At 72.6% G+C, this 16,195-nt stretch carries 14 protein-coding genes; all 14 read left to right on the top strand.

What is annotated here, in order from left to right:
- Positions 1-81: 81 nt before the first annotated feature.
- The 14 genes from RB150_03420 to ppdK all read left to right on the top strand — a co-directional run bounded on the left by RB150_03420 (position 82) and on the right by ppdK (position 16,195).
- A complete protein-coding gene (locus RB150_03420) occupies positions 82-1,128 on the top strand; it encodes an ABC transporter permease subunit (GenBank protein ID MDQ7819591.1) in 1,047 nt (348 codons plus the stop codon).
- Positions 1,129-1,138: 10 nt separating this feature from the next.
- On the top strand, positions 1,139-2,155 hold the full coding sequence (locus tag RB150_03415) for an amino acid ABC transporter permease (GenBank protein ID MDQ7819590.1): 1,017 nt from the start codon (positions 1,139-1,141) through the stop codon (positions 2,153-2,155).
- A 42-nt stretch (positions 2,156-2,197) separates the two neighbouring features.
- A complete protein-coding gene (locus RB150_03410) occupies positions 2,198-2,983 on the top strand; it encodes an amino acid ABC transporter ATP-binding protein (protein MDQ7819589.1) in 786 nt (261 codons plus the stop codon).
- A 112-nt stretch (positions 2,984-3,095) separates the two neighbouring features.
- Positions 3,096-4,376: a hemolysin family protein gene (locus RB150_03405; GenBank protein ID MDQ7819588.1), complete on the top strand. Its 1,281-nt coding sequence runs from the start codon at positions 3,096-3,098 to the stop codon at positions 4,374-4,376.
- 38 nt (positions 4,377-4,414) lie between these two features.
- A complete protein-coding gene (locus RB150_03400) occupies positions 4,415-5,041 on the top strand; it encodes a DUF502 domain-containing protein (protein MDQ7819587.1) in 627 nt (208 codons plus the stop codon).
- Positions 5,038-5,466: a cytidine deaminase gene (locus RB150_03395; GenBank protein MDQ7819586.1), complete on the top strand. Its 429-nt coding sequence runs from the start codon at positions 5,038-5,040 to the stop codon at positions 5,464-5,466. Before RB150_03400 ends, RB150_03395 begins: the two co-directional genes overlap by 4 nt.
- 86 nt (positions 5,467-5,552) lie before the next feature.
- On the top strand, positions 5,553-6,467 hold the full coding sequence (era, locus tag RB150_03390) for a GTPase Era (GenBank protein ID MDQ7819585.1): 915 nt from the start codon (positions 5,553-5,555) through the stop codon (positions 6,465-6,467).
- A gap of 58 nt (positions 6,468-6,525) precedes the next feature.
- Positions 6,526-7,812, top strand: coding sequence for a CBS domain-containing protein (locus RB150_03385; protein ID MDQ7819584.1), 1,287 nt, complete (start codon positions 6,526-6,528; stop codon positions 7,810-7,812).
- Positions 7,809-9,095 carry an Nramp family divalent metal transporter gene (locus RB150_03380; GenBank protein ID MDQ7819583.1) on the top strand — a complete coding sequence of 429 codons (1,287 nt, stop codon included), beginning with the start codon at positions 7,809-7,811 and terminating at the stop codon, positions 9,093-9,095. The genes RB150_03385 and RB150_03380 overlap by 4 nt, the downstream gene beginning before the upstream one ends.
- A 3-nt stretch (positions 9,096-9,098) precedes the next feature.
- The gene (recO, locus tag RB150_03375; GenBank protein ID MDQ7819582.1) at positions 9,099-9,911 is read left to right on the top strand and encodes a DNA repair protein RecO; all 813 of its coding nucleotides are present in this window, start codon (positions 9,099-9,101) and stop codon (positions 9,909-9,911) included.
- Positions 9,912-9,976: 65 nt separating this feature from the next.
- A complete protein-coding gene (locus RB150_03370) occupies positions 9,977-10,237 on the top strand; it encodes a hypothetical protein (GenBank protein MDQ7819581.1) in 261 nt (86 codons plus the stop codon).
- A gap of 142 nt (positions 10,238-10,379) precedes the next feature.
- On the top strand, positions 10,380-11,273 hold the full coding sequence (locus RB150_03365) for a glycine--tRNA ligase subunit alpha (GenBank protein ID MDQ7819580.1): 894 nt from the start codon (positions 10,380-10,382) through the stop codon (positions 11,271-11,273).
- Positions 11,273-13,435 carry a glycine--tRNA ligase subunit beta gene (gene glyS / locus RB150_03360; protein ID MDQ7819579.1) on the top strand — a complete coding sequence of 721 codons (2,163 nt, stop codon included), beginning with the start codon at positions 11,273-11,275 and terminating at the stop codon, positions 13,433-13,435. The genes RB150_03365 and glyS overlap by 1 nt, the downstream gene beginning before the upstream one ends.
- Before the next feature lie 3 nt (positions 13,436-13,438).
- Positions 13,439-16,195, top strand: coding sequence for a pyruvate, phosphate dikinase (gene ppdK, locus RB150_03355; protein MDQ7819578.1), 2,757 nt, complete (start codon positions 13,439-13,441; stop codon positions 16,193-16,195).

Genomic DNA, 16,195 nt, shown 5'->3' with positions numbered 1-16,195 from the left:
GGTGGGGAGAGGGCAGGGTGAGGGGCCGATGAGGCGGGCGGGCTCCAGCAGGCCGGAGCCCGCCCGCTACCGGATCCAGGTATGCGGCAACCCACACCGGACAGACAGGCAACTCCCCCCTCGCGGCGGGCCGGCCCGCCCCCGTGGCGGAACGCCCGCATCCTGGCCGCGGCCGCCCAGGTGGTCGTCCTCGCGGCCGTGGCGGGAGGCCTGTGGGCCGCCACCCTCGCCCTGCGGGCCAGCTTCGCCCGTCAGAACATCCGTCTGGACTGGGGGGTCTTCACTCAGCCGGCCGGTTTTGAGCTGTCCGCCCTCACGGTCACCCTGGACCTGCAGACCCTGCATCTCAAGCCCTTCGAGCCCACCGACAGCAACGCCGAGGCCATCATCGCCGGCCTGTTCAACACCGTGCAGGTCGCGGTGGTGGGCATCGTCCTGGCCACGGCCCTGGGCGTCCTGGTGGGGGTGGCCCGCCTGTCCCGCAACTGGCTGGTCGCGCGGCTGAGCCTGGCCTACGTGGAAGCCCTGCGCAACACCCCGCTGCTGGTCCAGCTGTTTTTCTGGTACTTTGCCGTCTTCCTGCAGCTGCCCGACGGCTCGCCGGCCCGCCCGCCGCTGCGGGCGGGCCCGGTGACGCTGACCAACTCGGGGCTGGCGGTGGGCGGGCAGGTGGTGGAGCGGTTCGGACGCCTGGTGGTGGACGGCGGCTACCAGCTCCCTCCGGAACTGGCCGCCCTGGTCATCGGCCTGGCGGTGTACACCTCGGCGTTCATCGGCGAGATCGTGCGGGGCGGCATCCTGGCGGTGCCCCGGGGACAGATGGAGGCGGCCCGCAGCCTGGGGCTCACCTACGGGCAGGCGCTGCGCCACGTGGTCCTGCCCCAGGCCTTCCGCATCGTCATCCCGCCCCTGGGCAACCAGTTCCTGAACCTGACCAAGAACAGCAGTCTGGCCATCGGGATCGGCTACGCCGAGCTGCTGACCGCCGCCAACACGGTCAGCAGCCAGTCGTTCCGCTCCCTGGAGGCGTTCACCGTGGTGACCCTGGCCTACCTGGCCCTGTCCCTGAGCATCGCCGCCGCGCTGAACCTGGTGCGGGCCCGGCTGGCGCTGCCGGGCACCCTGTAGGGAGCCGTCCGTGGCGACGCGCGCCGATGTCCTGGCTGCGCCGGCGGAGCGGCTGACGGTCCGGGAGTGGGCCCGCCGCAACCTCTTCGACGGGGTGGCCAACTCCCTGCTGACGGTGCTCACCGCCGCCGGCGTCCTGGCCGCCGCGGCCTCGGTGGCCCGGTGGGCGGCCCGCGCCCACTGGGCGGTGGTCACCGAGAACCTGCGCTTCTGGCTGGTGGGGCTGATGCCCGTGGAACTGGTCTGGCGCGCCTACTGGGCGGGCGGCCTGGTGGTGGCCATGGCCGCGCTCACCGTCCTGGGTCTGCGGGCGGGGGTGGCCGGCCGGCGCCTGGCCGGGGCGTGGGCCGGCGTTCTGGTGGGCGCGGGGTGGGTGATGTCGCCGGTGCGGCTGGACCAGGTGGGGGGGCTGTACCTCACCGTGCTCCTGGCGGCGGTGGCCATCGGGGCGTCGTTCCCCATCGGGGTGGTGGTCGGTATCGGTCGGGTCAGCCGCCTGCCGGTGGTCCGCGCCCTGGCCACGGTGTACATCGAGGTGATCCGCGGCGTCCCCTTCATCACCGTCCTCCTGTGGTTTTCGGTGTTCGTGACCCTGGTGTCGGGGGACGCCCTGAGCCGGGTCCAGCGGGCCATGGTGGCCATGACGGTGTTCACCTCGGCCTACGTGGCCGAGATCGTCCGCGGAGGCATCCAGTCGGTATCCCGGGGACAGGTGGAGGCGGCCCGCGCCCTGGGGCTGAGCGGGTGGCAGACCATGCGCACCGTGGTCCTCCCCCAGGCCATCACGAACATGATCCCCGCCCTGGTGGGACAGTTCATCAGCCTGTTCAAGGACACGTCCCTGGCGGTCATCATCGGCCTCAGCGAGCTGGTGGGGACCGGGCGGGCGCTGCTGGCCATCACCCGGTATCTCCACGACGTGCAGGAGGTGTACGTCTTCCTGCTGGTGGTGTACTTCGCCTTCACCTCGATCCTCTCGGCCGCCAGCCGCCGGCTGGAGAAGGCCATGGGGCTGGGCGAGCGGTGAGGGCGGCCGGCTCCGGGCTATACTGAAGATGAGGAGAGGTCCATGTCGATGACCCAGGACCGGGTGCACACACCGCCGCCGCGGACCGGCGAGCCCATCATCATCCTGGAGGACGTCCACAAGTGGTTCGGCCGCCTGCACGTCCTGCGGGGGATCAACCTCCAGGTGTGGCCGGGCGAGGTGGTGGTGGTGGCCGGCCCGTCGGGCTCGGGCAAGTCCACCATGATCCGGTGCATCAACCGGCTGGAGAGCCACCAGCGGGGACGGATCGTGGTGGACGGCATCGAGCTCACCGACGACGTGCGCAACATCGACGCCGTGCGCAGCGAGGTGGGCATGGTCTTCCAGTCGTTCAACCTGTTCCCCCACCTCACGGCCCTGCAGAACATCACCCTGGCGCCCCTCGTCGTCCGCCGGTGGCCCCGGGAGCGGGCCGAACGCATCGCCCTGGAGCTGCTGGAGCGGGTCGGCATCCCCGAGAAAGCCCACGCCTATCCCGCCCAGCTGTCGGGCGGCCAGCAGCAGCGGGTGGCCATCGCCCGGGCGCTGGCCATGCAGCCCAAGATCATGCTCTTCGACGAACCGACCTCCGCCCTGGACCCGGAGATGATCCAGGAGGTCCTGGACGTGATGCGGGGCCTGGCGCGGGACGCCGGCATGACGATGATCGTGGTCACCCACGAGATGGGGTTTGCCCGCGAGGTGGCCGACCGCATGGTCTTCATGGACGAAGGGGTCATCGTGGAAGAGGGTCCCCCCGAGCACTTCTTCACCGCTCCCACCCACCCCCGCACGCGCCAGTTTCTGTCGAAGATCCTGCATCAGTAGGGAAAAGGGAAAAAGGAAAAGGGAAAAGGGAGAAGGGAAAAGGGAACAGGGGCTGCAGGGCGTGGTATAATCGGTAGCGACGCGCCCGCGTCAAAAGGAGTGACTGCCGTCGTTGGATCCGTCGAGTAGCCCGTGGGGCTGGGTTCTGCTGGCTGCCTTATTGATTCTGTCGGCGTTCTTCTCGGGATCCGAAACTGCCCTCCTGGCCGCCAACCGGTTGAGGCTGCGCCAGCAGCGCGATGCGGGTGATCCCCGCGCTGCCCGCGTGCTGCGTCTGCTGGAGGATCCCGGGCGGGTGCTGACGGCCCTGCTGGTGGGCAACAACCTGGTCAACATCGCCGCCTCGGTCCTGGCCGCGAGCCTGTTCGTGGACCTGCTGGGGATCCGCCGCGGCCCGTGGGCGGCTGTGGCGGTGATGTCGGTGGTCCTGCTCATCGTCAGCGAGATCACCCCCAAGACGTTTGCCGCCAAGCACGCCGACCGGCTGAGCCTGTGGGTCAGCCGCCCGGTGGCGGCGCTGACCGCGCTGCTGGCCCCGGTGATCCGGGTCCTGTCGGTGGCGAGCAACCTGCTGGTGCGCCCCCTGGGCGGGCGGGTGGACCTGACCTCGCCCCTGGTGACGGAAGAGGAGATCCGGCTGCTGCTGAAGCTCGGCGAAGAGGAGGGGGTCATCGAAAAGGACGAGCGTCAGATGATCCACTCCATCTTCGAGTTCGGGGACAAGGTGGTCCGGGAGGTGATGGTCCCGCGCATCGACATGGTGTGCGTGGAGGACACCACGCCCCTGGAGGGCGTGCTGCGGGTCGTCATCGAGGAAGGGCACTCCCGCATCCCGGTTTACCGCGAGACCATCGACCAGATCGTCGGGGTGGTGCACGTCAAAGACCTGCTCAGCCACATCCGGGCCGGCCACAACGCCCTCCCGGTGCGGGAGGTCATGCGGCCGGCGTTCTTCGTGCCCGAGAGCAAGCGGCTGGACGACCTGTTCCGGGAGATGCGCCGCCGGCGGACCCACATGGCCATCGTGGTGGACGAGTACGGCGGCACGGCCGGCCTGGTGACGGTGGAAGACCTGCTCGAGGAGATCGTGGGGCCGATCCTGGACGAGTACGACGTGGAGGAGAAGCTGTTCGAGCAGGTGGACGCCCACACCGCCCTGGTGGACGGGCGCATGAGCCTGGAAGAGGTCAACGAGCTGATGGGGCTGCACCTGCCCACTGGCGAGGTGGACACGGTGGGCGGATTCGTCTTCGCGCTGCTGGGTCACGTCCCCCAGCAGGGGGAGACGGTGACCGTCGGCGACGTGGAGATCGTGGTCGAGAAGCTGGAGGGCCACCGGATCGCCCGCGTCCGGATCACCCGCAAGGTGCCGGCGGGCCCCCTGCGGCCGTGAAGGGGGCCGCCCCACCGCCGGGAGGCGTGCGGTCCTCGATGCGTGCCCGCCTGCGCCGCTACTTCATCACCGGCCTCATCGTGGTCCTGCCCCTGGCGGTCACCCTCAACGTCCTGCTGTGGGCGCTGCGGGTGCTGGACGGCCTGCTGGGCCAGTTCTTCGTCCCCCTGATCGGCACCCGGATTCCCCTGCTGGGCCTGCTGACCCTGCTGGTGGTGATCCTGGTCTCCGGCATGCTGGCCACCAACATGCTGGGCCGGCGGGTGGTGGAGCTGGTCGACCGGCTGATGCTGCGCATCCCCCTGGCCCGCAGCGTCTACTCGGCGGTCAAGCAGCTCACCGACAGCCTGTTCCTGCAGCGGCGGTCCGCCTTTCAGCGGGTGGTCCTGATCGAGTGGCCCCGGCGGGGCATCTACACGGTGGGGTTCGTGACCGGAGAGAGCGTGGGCGAACCCCAGGAGCGGACCCCCGAGCGGGTGCTCAACGTGTTCGTGGTGACCACGCCCAACCCCACCACCGGCTTTCTGGTGCTGGTGCCCGAAGACCAGGTGATCCCCCTGGAGATGTCCGTGGAGGACGCCCTCAAGATGGTGATGTCGGGAGGGATCGTCACCCCCTCCCACCCGCTGACGGTGGCGGGCCCCACGGCGGCCAGGCGCCCATGACGCGGCGGGGGACCCGCGCCCGCGGGCTGGCGGAACTGATCGAGGCCGCCTCGCAGGCCCGGCGGCACGCGTATGCGCCGTACTCGGGCTTCCGGGTGGGGGCGGCGGTGCGCACCGCCGACGGGTCCATCTACACCGGGTGCAACGTGGAGAACGCGTCCTACTCCCTGTCCCACTGCGCCGAGCGGGTGGCCATCCACCGGGCGGTGGCGGACGGCCACCGCCGCGTGGTGGAGGTGGCGGTGGTGGCCGACGGAGACGATCCGGCGATGCCCTGCGGCGCCTGCCGCCAGGTGATGGCGGAGTTCGGCGTCCGGCGGGTGGTGGCGGCCACGCCCGGCGGCCGCGTCCGGGTGCGGTCGCTGCGCCGCCTGCTGGCGGAACCGTTTCTGGCCGACCGCCTGCCCCGGCGACGGGTACGGTGAAGGTTGAAGGTCGGAGGCTGGAGGGTGAAAGGGGGAGGGACGTCCTTCCGGACCCCGCATCCCGGCACTCGGATCCCCGATTCCCGATTCCGGCTCCCGGCAGTTCCCCGCCCCCCGACCACCGCTCGGGCTTCGTGGCCGTGGTGGGCCGCCCCAACGTGGGCAAGTCCACGCTGGTCAACCGATTGGTGGGGCACAAGGTGGCCATCACCGCCCCGGTCCCCCAGACCACCCGCAGCCGCCTCGCCGCCATCCTGACCCTCCCGCACGCCCAGCTGGTCTTCGTCGACACCCCCGGACTGCACCAGCCCCGGCACCGGCTGGGGCAGTGGATGGTCGAGACCGCCGTCCGGGCGGTGGCCGACGCCGACGCGGTGGCGTGGGTGGTGGACGCCTCCGAGGGCGTGACCGCAGAGGACGAGGAGGTGGCCGCCCGGCTGCGGGCCCAGGCGGCGCCGGTGGTGGCGGTCCTCAACAAGGTGGACCGGACCGATCCGGCCGGCCTGGCCGCCGTCCAGGACCGGGTCGCCGGCCTGGGGACGTGGACAGCGGTCCTGCCGGTCTCCGCCCTGACCGGCGCCGGCCTGGACCGGCTGGTGGAGACCCTGGTGGGCCTGCTGCCGGTGGGGCCGCCGTACTACCCCCCGGACATGGTGACCGACCAGCCCGAGCAGTTCCTGGCCCGGGAGCTCATCCGGGAGGCCGCCATCCACCTGACCCGGGAGGAGGTCCCCCACGGCATCGCCGTCGAGATCGAGGAGTTCGCCCCCCGGGAGGGGACGGACGTGGTCTACATCCGGGCCACCCTGCACGTGGAGCGGGAGTCCCACAAGAAGATCCTCATCGGCCGGGACGGGCGCATGCTGCGGGAGGTCGGCCGGAGGGCGCGGCAGGAGATCGAGGCGCTGCTGGGCCGCCGGGTGTACCTGGACCTGTGGGTCAAGACGACCCCGCGCTGGCGCGACCAGGACGCCGTGGTGAGGCGGCTGTATCCGCAGTAGGGAAGAGGGAAGAAGCAAGAGGGAAGAGGCGGGGAGGGCAGGAAGAAGCCCACGCATCTTGGCCGGGGGTGTGGGCGTGTACGTCAGCACCATCCTGCGCGCGGCCATCGTCGACAGCGAGGGAACCCGTCTGGGTGTCCTGGGGGACGTGGCGGTGGACCTGCGGGATCCCCTGCCCCGGGTCACCGGGCTGTGGATGCGCGGGGACCGCAGCAAGGTGGCGCTGATCCCCTGGGAGGCGGTGGACCGCCTGGGCCCGGGGGAGGTGAGGCTGCGGGTGGCCCGCCGCCACCTCCAGCCGCGCCCGCTGCAGCCGGAGGAGATGCTGCTGGGAGACCTGCTGGACACCCAGGTGGTGGACACCGACGGGCTGAAGGTGGTCCGGGTCAACGACCTGCAGCTGTCCCCGGCCGAGGGGTCCCTGCGGCTGTCGGCCGTGGACGTGGGGACGGCGGGACTGCTGCGGCGCGTGGGCCTGGAACGGGCGGCGCGGTGGGTCGCCGGCCTGCTGGGACGGCAGCTGCCGGAGCGGCTCATCCCCTGGGCGATGGTCGCGGCGTTTGCGGGCCCGCGGACGGCGGTGCGCCTGAGCATCTCCCGGCAGAGGCTGCGGGAGATCCACCCGGCCGACCTGGCAGCGCTGATGGCCGACCTGGACCGGGCCGAGCGGGTCGAGGTGGTGGCCGCCCTGGGCCACGAGCAGGCGGCGGAGGCCCTGGCCGAGGCCGCGCCCCAGGTGCAGGCCGACGTGATGCGCACCCTGCCCACCGACGTGGCCGCCGACATCCTGGAGGAGATGGCGCCCGACGACGCCACCGACATCCTCACCGACCTGCCCCCCGAGCGGGCCCAGGAACTGATCAGCCACATGGCCCCCGAGGAGGCCCGCGACGTCCGGACGCTGCTCCAGTATCCCGAGGGCACGGCCGGCAGCGTGATGACCACCGAGGCGATCGCCCTGCCCCGGGACCTGACGGTGGACCAGACCCTCCAGCGGCTGCGCGCCCTGGCTCCCCGAGCCGAACACATCTACTACCTGTACGTGGTGGACGGCGCCGGCCGCCTGGTGGGGGTCCTGCCCCTGCGGGCGCTGATCGTGGCCAGTCCCGCCACCCCCATCGCGGAGATCATGACCCCTCAGGTGGTGACGCTGCACCCCGACGACGACCTGGAGACGGTGGCCGCGGCCCTGACCACCTACGACCTGCTGGCCCTGCCCGTGGTGGATCCCGACGGCCGGCTGCTGGGGGTGGTGACGGTCGACGACGTCATGGACGTGGTCCTGCGCAAAGGCCGCCGCCGGGTCCCGCCCCGGTTCCGCCGGCGCGCCCGGAGACGGCGGTGATCTTCTCCCGCCGGCGCCGGGCACCCGCAGACGCCCGGGTCGGTCTGCCCGGGCGGGGGTGGCTCGCCGCACGCTGGGCCCGCCTGGCCGCGTTCGCGGCTGTCATGGGCCCCGGGATCATCACCGGCAACGTGGACAACGACGCCAACGGCATCGCCACCTACTCGGTGGCGGGGGCTGCCTTCGGCTACCGGCTGCTGTGGACGCTGCTGCTCTCGACCGTGGCCCTGGCCGTGGTCCAGGAGATGGTAGCCCGGATGGGGGCGGTGACGGGCAAGGGGCTGGCCGACCTGATCCGGGAACGCTTCCGGGTCCGGACCACCGTCCTGGTCATGGGCGTCCTGGTCGTGGCCAACTGGGCCAACACCGTGGGAGACTTCGCCGGCGTGGCGGGTGCGGCCGAGATCTTCGGCATCAGCCGCTACCTGGCGGTGCCGCTGGCGGCCGCGGCGGTGTGGCTCCTCGTGGTGCGCGGCACCTACCGCCGGGTGGAGCGGGTGTTCCTGGCCGCCACCCTGGTCTACGCGACCTACGTGGCGTCGGCGGTCCTGGCCCGCCCGCCCTGGGGGGAGGTCCTGCGGGCGACGGTGACCCCGGCGTTCTCCCGCGACCCCGCGTTCGTGGCCATGGCCATCGGCGTGGTGGGGACCACCATCGCGCCGTGGATGCAGTTCTACCAGCAGGCCGCCGTGGTGGACAAGGGGCTGACCGTCCGGGACTACCCCCAGGTGCGGCTGGACACCTACCTGGGCATGCTCACCACCAACCTGGTGGCGTTCTTCATCGTCGTGGCCTGCGGTGCCACCCTCTACGTCCACGGGACGCCGATCAGCACCGCCGCCGACGCCGCGCGGGCCCTGGAGCCGCTGGCCGGCCGGTACGCCGCGGGGCTGTTCGCCGCCGGGCTGCTGAACGCCGCCGTCTTCTCCGTGGCCATCATTCCCCTGTCCACGGCCTACGCCGTGTGCGAGGCCTTCGGGTGGGAGGCCGGCCTGGACCGGTCCGTCGGGGAGGCGCCGGTGTTCTTCGGCCTGTTCACCGGGGTCCTGGTGGCCTCGGCCCTGGTCATCCTGATCCCGGGCCTGCCCCTGGTCCGGGTCATGGTCCTCTCCCAGGTCCTCAACGGCATCCTGCTGCCCGCCGTCCTCGCCGTCATCATCCTCCTGGTGAACGACCCGGCGGTGATGGGCCCCCACGTCAACACGCCGGCGGCCAACGCGGTGGCGGGAGTCACCGTCGCCGGCATGGCGATCCTCAGCCTGCTGCTGGTCGCCGCCTTCTGAGCGATGCCCGTCTACAGGGTCGAGGCCATCGTGCTGCGCCGCACCCCGCTGGGTGAGGCCGACCGGGTGGTGACCCTGTTCTGCCGCGACCAGGGGAAGGTGGCGGCCGTGGCCCGCGGGGCGCGCCGTCCGGGCAGCCGCCTGGCCGGCCGCCTGGAGCCATTTTCCCGCGTCCGGGCGCTGCTGGCGGTGGGACGCACCCTGGATGTGGTGACTCAGGTGGAGGTGGTGGCCTCCCGGGCCCGGCTGCGGGAGGACCTGGACCGGCTCAGCGCCGCCGCCTTCGCGGTGGAGGTGGTGGACCGGGCCACCGACGAGCGCCAGCCGGCCCCGGAGATGTTCGACGTCCTCGACCGCGCCCTGGGCGCCATCGAGACCGGCGACCCCGAGCTGGCGGCCCTGTGGGCGGCGGCGCAGGTCCTGGTCCGCAGCGGCTACGCTCCGCAGCTCGCCCGCTGCCAGGTGTGCGGCCGGGCCGCCCCGGCCGGGGCGCTGAGCCTGGCCCTGGGCGGCGTGCTCTGCGGCGCCCACCGCCAGCGGGATCCCGCCGCGGAACCGCTGTCGGCCCGGGCGCGCGGTGCTCTGGAGCACCTGCTGGACGCCGCCGCGCCGCCAGAGGACCCCGCCGCCTGGGACCGGCGCGTGCGGGAGGAGGTGGGGCGGGCGCTGCGCCGCTACCTGGAATACCGGCTGGAGACCACCCTGCGCGTGCCCGCCGTGGCGCGCCGGCTGGGGGTGTCACCCGCGCCGCGGCCGGGCTCCGCCGACCGTCCGCATCACCCGCCGGCGGAGGGGGACCGACAGGAGGAGGGCTGATCGGGTGGCGATCCGACAGACGTCGTCCGGCGGTGTGCTATAGTGGCGGGTGGAGGTGACAGGCGGTGGAGCTGGACCTGGAGCGGGCGCGACGGGCGTTGTTGCAGCTGGGCACGGCGCTGGAGGAGGCGCGGGGGGTCGTCCGGCCCGGTCCCGACGGCGTGGTGCGGCTCAAGACCGAGGACCGGGTGATCGAGCTGCCGGTGTCGTGGGCGGTGGCCGGGGCGGTGGCGTTCGCGGTGGCCGCCGTCCTCAGCAGCGTCCCGATGCCGTCGGTGCGGCGGCGGGAGCGGGAGCGGTCCGAAGAACCCCTGGGGATCGGGTAGGGAGCGGAGAGAAAAGACCGTTGAACCGTTGAAACGTTGAACCGTTGAAGCGTTGAAACGTCAGCCACGATGTTCCAACGATCCAACGTTTCAACGTTCCAACGTTTGAACGTTCCAACGTTTCACCCACCCGGGTGATCCGATGACCTTTCAGGACGTGATCATGGCCCTGGAGCGGTACTGGGCGGCCCGGGGCTGTCTCATCGAGCAGCCCTACGACCTGGAGGTGGGGGCGGGGACGATGCACCCGGCCACGTTCCTCCGCTCGCTGGGCCCCGAGCCCTGGCGGGTGGCCTACGTGCAGCCGTCCCGCCGCCCGGCCGACGGGCGCTACGGGGAGAACCCCCACCGGCTGTTCAAGCACTACCAGTACCAGGTGATCCTCAAGCCCTCTCCCGACGACGTCCAGGACCTGTACCTGGCCAGCCTGGCGGCCCTGGGCATCCGCCTGCGGGAGCACGACGTGCGGTTCCTGGAGGACGACTGGGAGTCGCCGACCCTGGGGGCCGCGGGGCTGGGCTGGCAGGTGTTCCTGGACGGCAACGAGATCACCCAGTTCACCTACTTCCAGCAGATGGGCGGCCTGGAGGTGCGCCCCGTGGCCGCCGAGATCACCTACGGCCTGGAGCGCATCACCATGTACATCCAGGGGCGGTCCAGCGTCTACGACATCGAGTGGGCGCCCGGCATCACCTACGGGGAGGTGCGCCGGCAGGAGGAGGCCGAGCAGTCGGCGTACGCCTTCGACCACGCCGACGTGCCCGCGCTGCGGGACGCCTTCGCCAGCAGCGAGCGGGAGGCCGGCCGGCTGCTGGATCTGGGCCTGGTCCTGCCGGCGTACGACCACGTGCTGAAGTGCTCGCACCTGTTCAACCTGCTGGACGCCCGCGGGGCGATCACGGTGGCCGAGCGCACGGCCCTGATGGCGCGGTGCCGGGCCCTGGCCCGCCGGTGCGCGGAGCGCTACGTGGCCCGGCGGGCCGAGCAGGGCTATCCCCTGCTGCGGGAGGCGCCTGTGGCCGCCCGCACCCGCTGATGCCCGACCTGCTGCTGGAAATCGGGACCGAGGAGCTCCCTCCGCGGGAGATCGCGCCGGCTCTGGAGCAGCTGGCCTCCGGCATCGCGCAGGCGCTGCGGTCGCTGCGCCTGAAGGCGGGACCCGTGCGGACCTACGGGACCCCGCGCCGGCTGGCGGCCGTGGTCCGCCAGGTGGCGCCCCGCCAGGCGCCCGCCGTGCGGGAGGTGCGGGGGCCGGCGGCCCACGTGGCCTTCGACAGCCGCGGCCAGCCCACCGAGGCGGCCCGGGGATTCGCCCGCAGCCAGGGCGTCCCGGTGGAGCAGCTGCAGGTGCGGGAGTCCGACGGCCGCCGGTACGCGGTGGCGGTCCTCGCCGAGCCCGGGCGGCCGGCCGCCGAGGTCCTGCCCGCGGCCCTGGAGGAGGTGGTCCGGGGCCTGTCCTTCTCCAAGACCATGCGGTGGGGAGACGGGGAGGCGCGCTTTGCCCGCCCCATCCGGTGGGTGGTGGCCCTGTGGGGGCGGCAGGTCCTGCCGCTGCAGGTGGCCGGGGTACAGTCCGGGGCGCTGACGGTCGGCCACCGGGTCCTGGACGGCGGGCGGCGCCGCCGGATTCCGTCGCCGGCCGACTACGTGCGGGTCCTGCGGGCGGCGGGCGTGATGGTCGACCCGGCCCGCCGGCGCCGGGTCATCACCGCGCAGGCTGCGGCCCTGGCCCGGGCGGTGGGCGGGGCGCCGGTGCTGGATCCGTCGCTGCTGGACGAGGTCGTGATGAGCGTGGAGCACCCCCAGGTCTTCCGGGGATCGTACAGCGAGCAGTTCCTGGACCTGCCGCGGCCGGTGCTGGTGACGGTGATGCAGCACCACCAGAAGTACTTCGCCGTGGAGGCCGAGGGCGGGCGGCTGCTGCCGTACTTCATCGCGGTGCGGGACGGCGACCGGGTCCACCTGGACACCGTGCGCCGGGGCCACGAGTGGGTCCTGCACGCCCGCCTGGCCGACGCCCGCTTCTTCTTCGAGGACGACCGCCGCCACCGGCTGGAGGAGCACGCCCGCCGGCTGGAGGGGGTGGTGGTGCACGAGCGCCTGGGGACGATGGCCGACAAGACCCGCCGGATCACCGCCCTGGCCCGCCACCTGGCGGCGCGGATGCTGCTGGACGGCCACACCACCGAGGCCCTGCTGCGGGCGGCCACCCTGTGCAAGGCCGACCTGGTCACCAAGATGGTGGGGGAGTTTCCCGAGCTGCAGGGCGTGGTGGGACAGATCTACGCGGAACTGGACGGCGAGCCGGCGGAGGTGGCCCGGGCCATCGGGGAGCACTACCGGCCCGCCGGAGCCTCCGACAGCCCGCCGCGCACGCGCCTGGGAGCACTGCTGGGCCTGGCCGACCGGGTGGACACGCTGGTGGGCGGGCTGGCCGCGGGGCTGGCTCCCACCGGCTCGGCCGACCCCTACGGCCTGCGCCGGGTGGCCCAGGGCGTGGTGGAGATCGTCCTCATGCTGGGAGAGCGCATTCCCCTCGACGACCTGTGCCGGGCGGCCGCGGAGCCCTTCGGCGTCCCCGAGGCCGCCGAGCAGGCCCTGGAGATCCTCCGCCAGCGCCTGCGCGCCTCGCTGGTGGAGCGCGGGCTGCGGCCGGACCTGGTGGACGCGGCCGTGGCGGTCAGCGGCGCCGACCTGCTGGCCGCCGCCGAGCGGGCGCGGGCGCTGCAGGAGGCCTCCGGCCGGCCCGAGTGGGGACGACTGCTGACGGCCGCCGAGCGGGCCGCCCGCATCCTCACTCCGGAGGCGGCCCCGCAGGTGGATCCCGCCCTGTTTGAGAGCGCGGCGGAAGCCGATCTCTACCGGGAGGTGGAGCAGCTCCGCCCCCGGCTGCGGCAGGCCGCCGAATCCGGCGACTACCTGCAGGCGGTGGAGGCGCTGGCCGGCGTGCCGGCGCTGGTGGACCGCGTCTTCGACGAGGTGCTGGTGATGGCTCCGGATGCCCGGGTGCGCGCCAACCGGCTCGCGCTGCTGCGGGCGGTGGTGGACCTGTTCCGGACGGTGGGGGACTTCTCCCGGATCAGTGCGGTTCCGGAGGCTCCGGCCGCCGTCGCGGCGGGCCCGCCATCCCGGGCGGCGGAGGCCGCATCGCGGCGCGACACCCGGAGACACGCAGCGAGACTCTCCACGGAGAGGTGAACCATGGCGGAGGTACGTCGTCGTCGTTCTGGATCCAGCGCGGCCCGCACCGCCGCCCGGACCCGCGCGGCGGTCCGGCCGCCGGTGCGCCGGCGGAAGTTCAGCGGCCGGTGGACCCTCCTGTTCGAGGAAGGGGACGCCACCATGCGGGACCTGCTGGGCGGCAAGGGGGCCGGCCTGGCCGAGATGAGCCGCATCGGGCTGCCCGTGCCGCCCGGCTTCACCATCACCACCGAGGCCTGCCTGGAGTACTACCGGCGCGACCGCCAGTTCCCGCCCGGGCTGATGGACGAGGTGCGCCAGAAGATGCGCGTCCTGGAGGAGCGCACGGGCAGGCGGTTCGGCGATCCGTCGGCGCCGCTGCTGGTCTCGGTGCGCTCGGGCGCCAAGTTCAGCATGCCCGGGATGATGGACACCGTCCTCAACCTGGGCCTCAACCCCCGGACCTGCGAGGGGCTGGCCCGGGCCACGGGCAACCCGCGGTTCGCCTACGACTCCTACCGGCGCTTCATGCAGATGTTCGGCAACGTGGTCCTGGGCATCAAGCACGAGCTGTTCGAGCAGGCCCTCCAGGCCCGCAAGCAGGCCCGGGGCGTGACCCAGGACGTGGACCTGACCGCCGACGACCTGGCCGCCCTGCTGGAGGACTACCGGCGCATCGTGCGCGAGCAGACCGGGCGGGACTTCCCCGACGACCCCTGGGAGCAGCTGGAAATGGCCATCCGGGCGGTCTTCGAGTCGTGGAACAACCCCCGGGCGGTGACCTACCGGACCGTGCACCGCATCCCCCACGACCTGGGCACCGCGGTGAACGTCCAGGTGATGGTGTTCGGCAACCTGGGGCCCACCTCGGGCACCGGCGTGGCCTTCACCCGCAACCCCGCCACCGGCGAGAAGAAGGTCTACGGCGAGTACCTGCTCAACGCCCAGGGCGAGGACGTGGTGGCGGGCCTGCGCACCCCCCAGCCCATCGAGAACCTGGCCCGCGAGATGCCCGACGTCCACCGGCAGTTCCTCCAGGTGTGCGAGCTGCTGGAGCGGCACTACCGGGACGTGCAGGACGTGGAGTTCACCATCGAAAACGGCCGGCTGTACCTGCTGCAGACCCGCAGCGGCAAGCGCACCGCCCAGGCGGCGGTGAAGATCGCCGTGGACATGGTCCACGAGGGCCTGATCTCCCGGGAGGAGGCGCTGCTGCGGGTGGAGCCCGCGTCCCTGGAGCAGCTGCTGCACCCGCGCCTGGACCCCCAGGCGCCCCGCCGGGTGATCGGGCGCGGGCTGGCGGCCAGCCCCGGGGCGGCGTCGGGCGCCGTGGTCTTCGACGCCGACGAGGCGGTGCGGGTGGCGGCCCAGCGGCCGGTGATCCTGGTGCGCCCCGAAACCAGCCCCGACGACATCCACGGGCTGGTGGCCGCCCGGGGCGTGCTGACCAGCCGGGGCGGCATGACCAGCCACGCCGCCATCGTGGCCCGGGGCATGGGCAAGCCGGCGGTGGTGGGCGCCGAGGGCGTGCGCATCGACGAGCACGCCCGGCTGTTCACCAGCGGCGACGTGGTGGTCCGGGAAGGCGACGTGATCACCATCGACGGCAGCACGGGGGAGGTGATCCTGGGCGAGGTGCCCGTCATCGAGCCCCAGCTGACCGGCGAGATCCAGGAGCTGCTGTCCTGGGCCGACCAGGTGCGCCGGCTGGGGGTGCGGGCCAACGCCGACTACCCCCGGGACGCCCGCACGGCCGTGGAGTTCGGCGCCGAGGGCATCGGGCTGTGCCGCACCGAGCACATGTTCATGGAGGAAGACCGCCTGCCCATCATGCAGCGCATGATCATGGCGGCCACCGAGGAGGAACGCCGGGCCGCCCTGGACCAGCTGCTGGTCTTCCAGAAGGAGGACTTCAAGGGCATCTTCCGCGAGATGCGCAACCGCCCGGTGATCATCCGCCTGCTGGACCCGCCCCTGCACGAGTTCCTGCCGCGCCTGGAAGACCTGCTGGTGGAGGTCACCGAGCTGCGGCTGCGGGGCGACGGCGAGCGGCTGAAGGAGAAGGAGGCCCTGCTGCACCGGGTGCGGGCCCTGCACGAGTTCAACCCGATGCTGGGCCTGCGCGGGTGCCGGCTGGGCATCCTGTACCCCGAGATCAACGAGATGCAGGTGCGGGCCATCCTCCAGGCGGCCATCGAGCTGCGGCGGGAGGAGGGCGTGGAGGTCATCCCCGAGATCATGATCCCCCTGGTGGGCCACCCCAACGAGCTGCGGGTGGTCCGCCAGCAGCTGGAGGCCATCGCCCGGCAGATGGTGGAGGAGTCCGGGGTGCCGGTGCGCTACATGTTCGGGACCATGATCGAGATCCCCCGCGCCTGCCTGGTCGCCGACCAGATCGCCGAGCTGGCCGAGTTCTTCTCCTTCGGGACCAACGACCTCACCCAGACCGTGTTCGGGTTCAGCCGGGACGACGCCCAGGCCAAGTTCCTGCACGTCTACCTGCAGAAGGGCATCCTGTCCGAGGACCCCTTCGCGGTCCTGGACCAGGAGGGCGTGGGCCGGCTGATGGAGATGGCCACCCAGCTGGGGCGCCGCCGGCGTCCGGACCTGGAGGTGGGGATCTGCGGCGAGCACGGCGGCGAGCCCTCGTCGGTGGAGTTCTGCCACCGGATCGGGCTGGACTACGTCTCCTGCTCCCCCTACCGCGTGCCGGTGGCGCGCCTGGCGGCGGCGCACGCGGCTCTGCGGGAGAAGGTGGCGGTGAGCCGGGACGTGTAG

The sequence above is a fragment of the Armatimonadota bacterium genome (genome assembly GCA_031081675.1).
Lineage (GTDB): Bacteria > Sysuimicrobiota > Sysuimicrobiia > Sysuimicrobiales > Kaftiobacteriaceae > Calidihabitans > Calidihabitans tengchongensis.
Note: the sequence above shows the minus strand (reverse complement) of the source record. Positions and strands in the feature narration are given on the sequence as shown.

Bases quoted from the DNA above. Each gene is read 5' to 3' on its own strand.
- RB150_03420 (MDQ7819591.1), top strand. From the start codon at position 82: ATGCGGCAACCCACACCGGACAGACAGGCAACTCCCCCCTCGCGGCGG.
- RB150_03410 (MDQ7819589.1), top strand. From the start codon at position 2,198: ATGTCGATGACCCAGGACCGGGTGCACACACCGCCGCCGCGGACCGGC.
- RB150_03400 (MDQ7819587.1), top strand. From the start codon at position 4,415: ATGCGTGCCCGCCTGCGCCGCTACTTCATCACCGGCCTCATCGTGGTC.
- RB150_03395 (MDQ7819586.1), top strand. From the start codon at position 5,038: ATGACGCGGCGGGGGACCCGCGCCCGCGGGCTGGCGGAACTGATCGAG.
- recO (MDQ7819582.1), top strand. From the start codon at position 9,099: ATGCCCGTCTACAGGGTCGAGGCCATCGTGCTGCGCCGCACCCCGCTG.
- RB150_03365 (MDQ7819580.1), top strand. From the start codon at position 10,380: ATGACCTTTCAGGACGTGATCATGGCCCTGGAGCGGTACTGGGCGGCC.
- glyS (MDQ7819579.1), top strand. From the start codon at position 11,273: ATGCCCGACCTGCTGCTGGAAATCGGGACCGAGGAGCTCCCTCCGCGG.
- ppdK (MDQ7819578.1), top strand. From the start codon at position 13,439: ATGGCGGAGGTACGTCGTCGTCGTTCTGGATCCAGCGCGGCCCGCACC.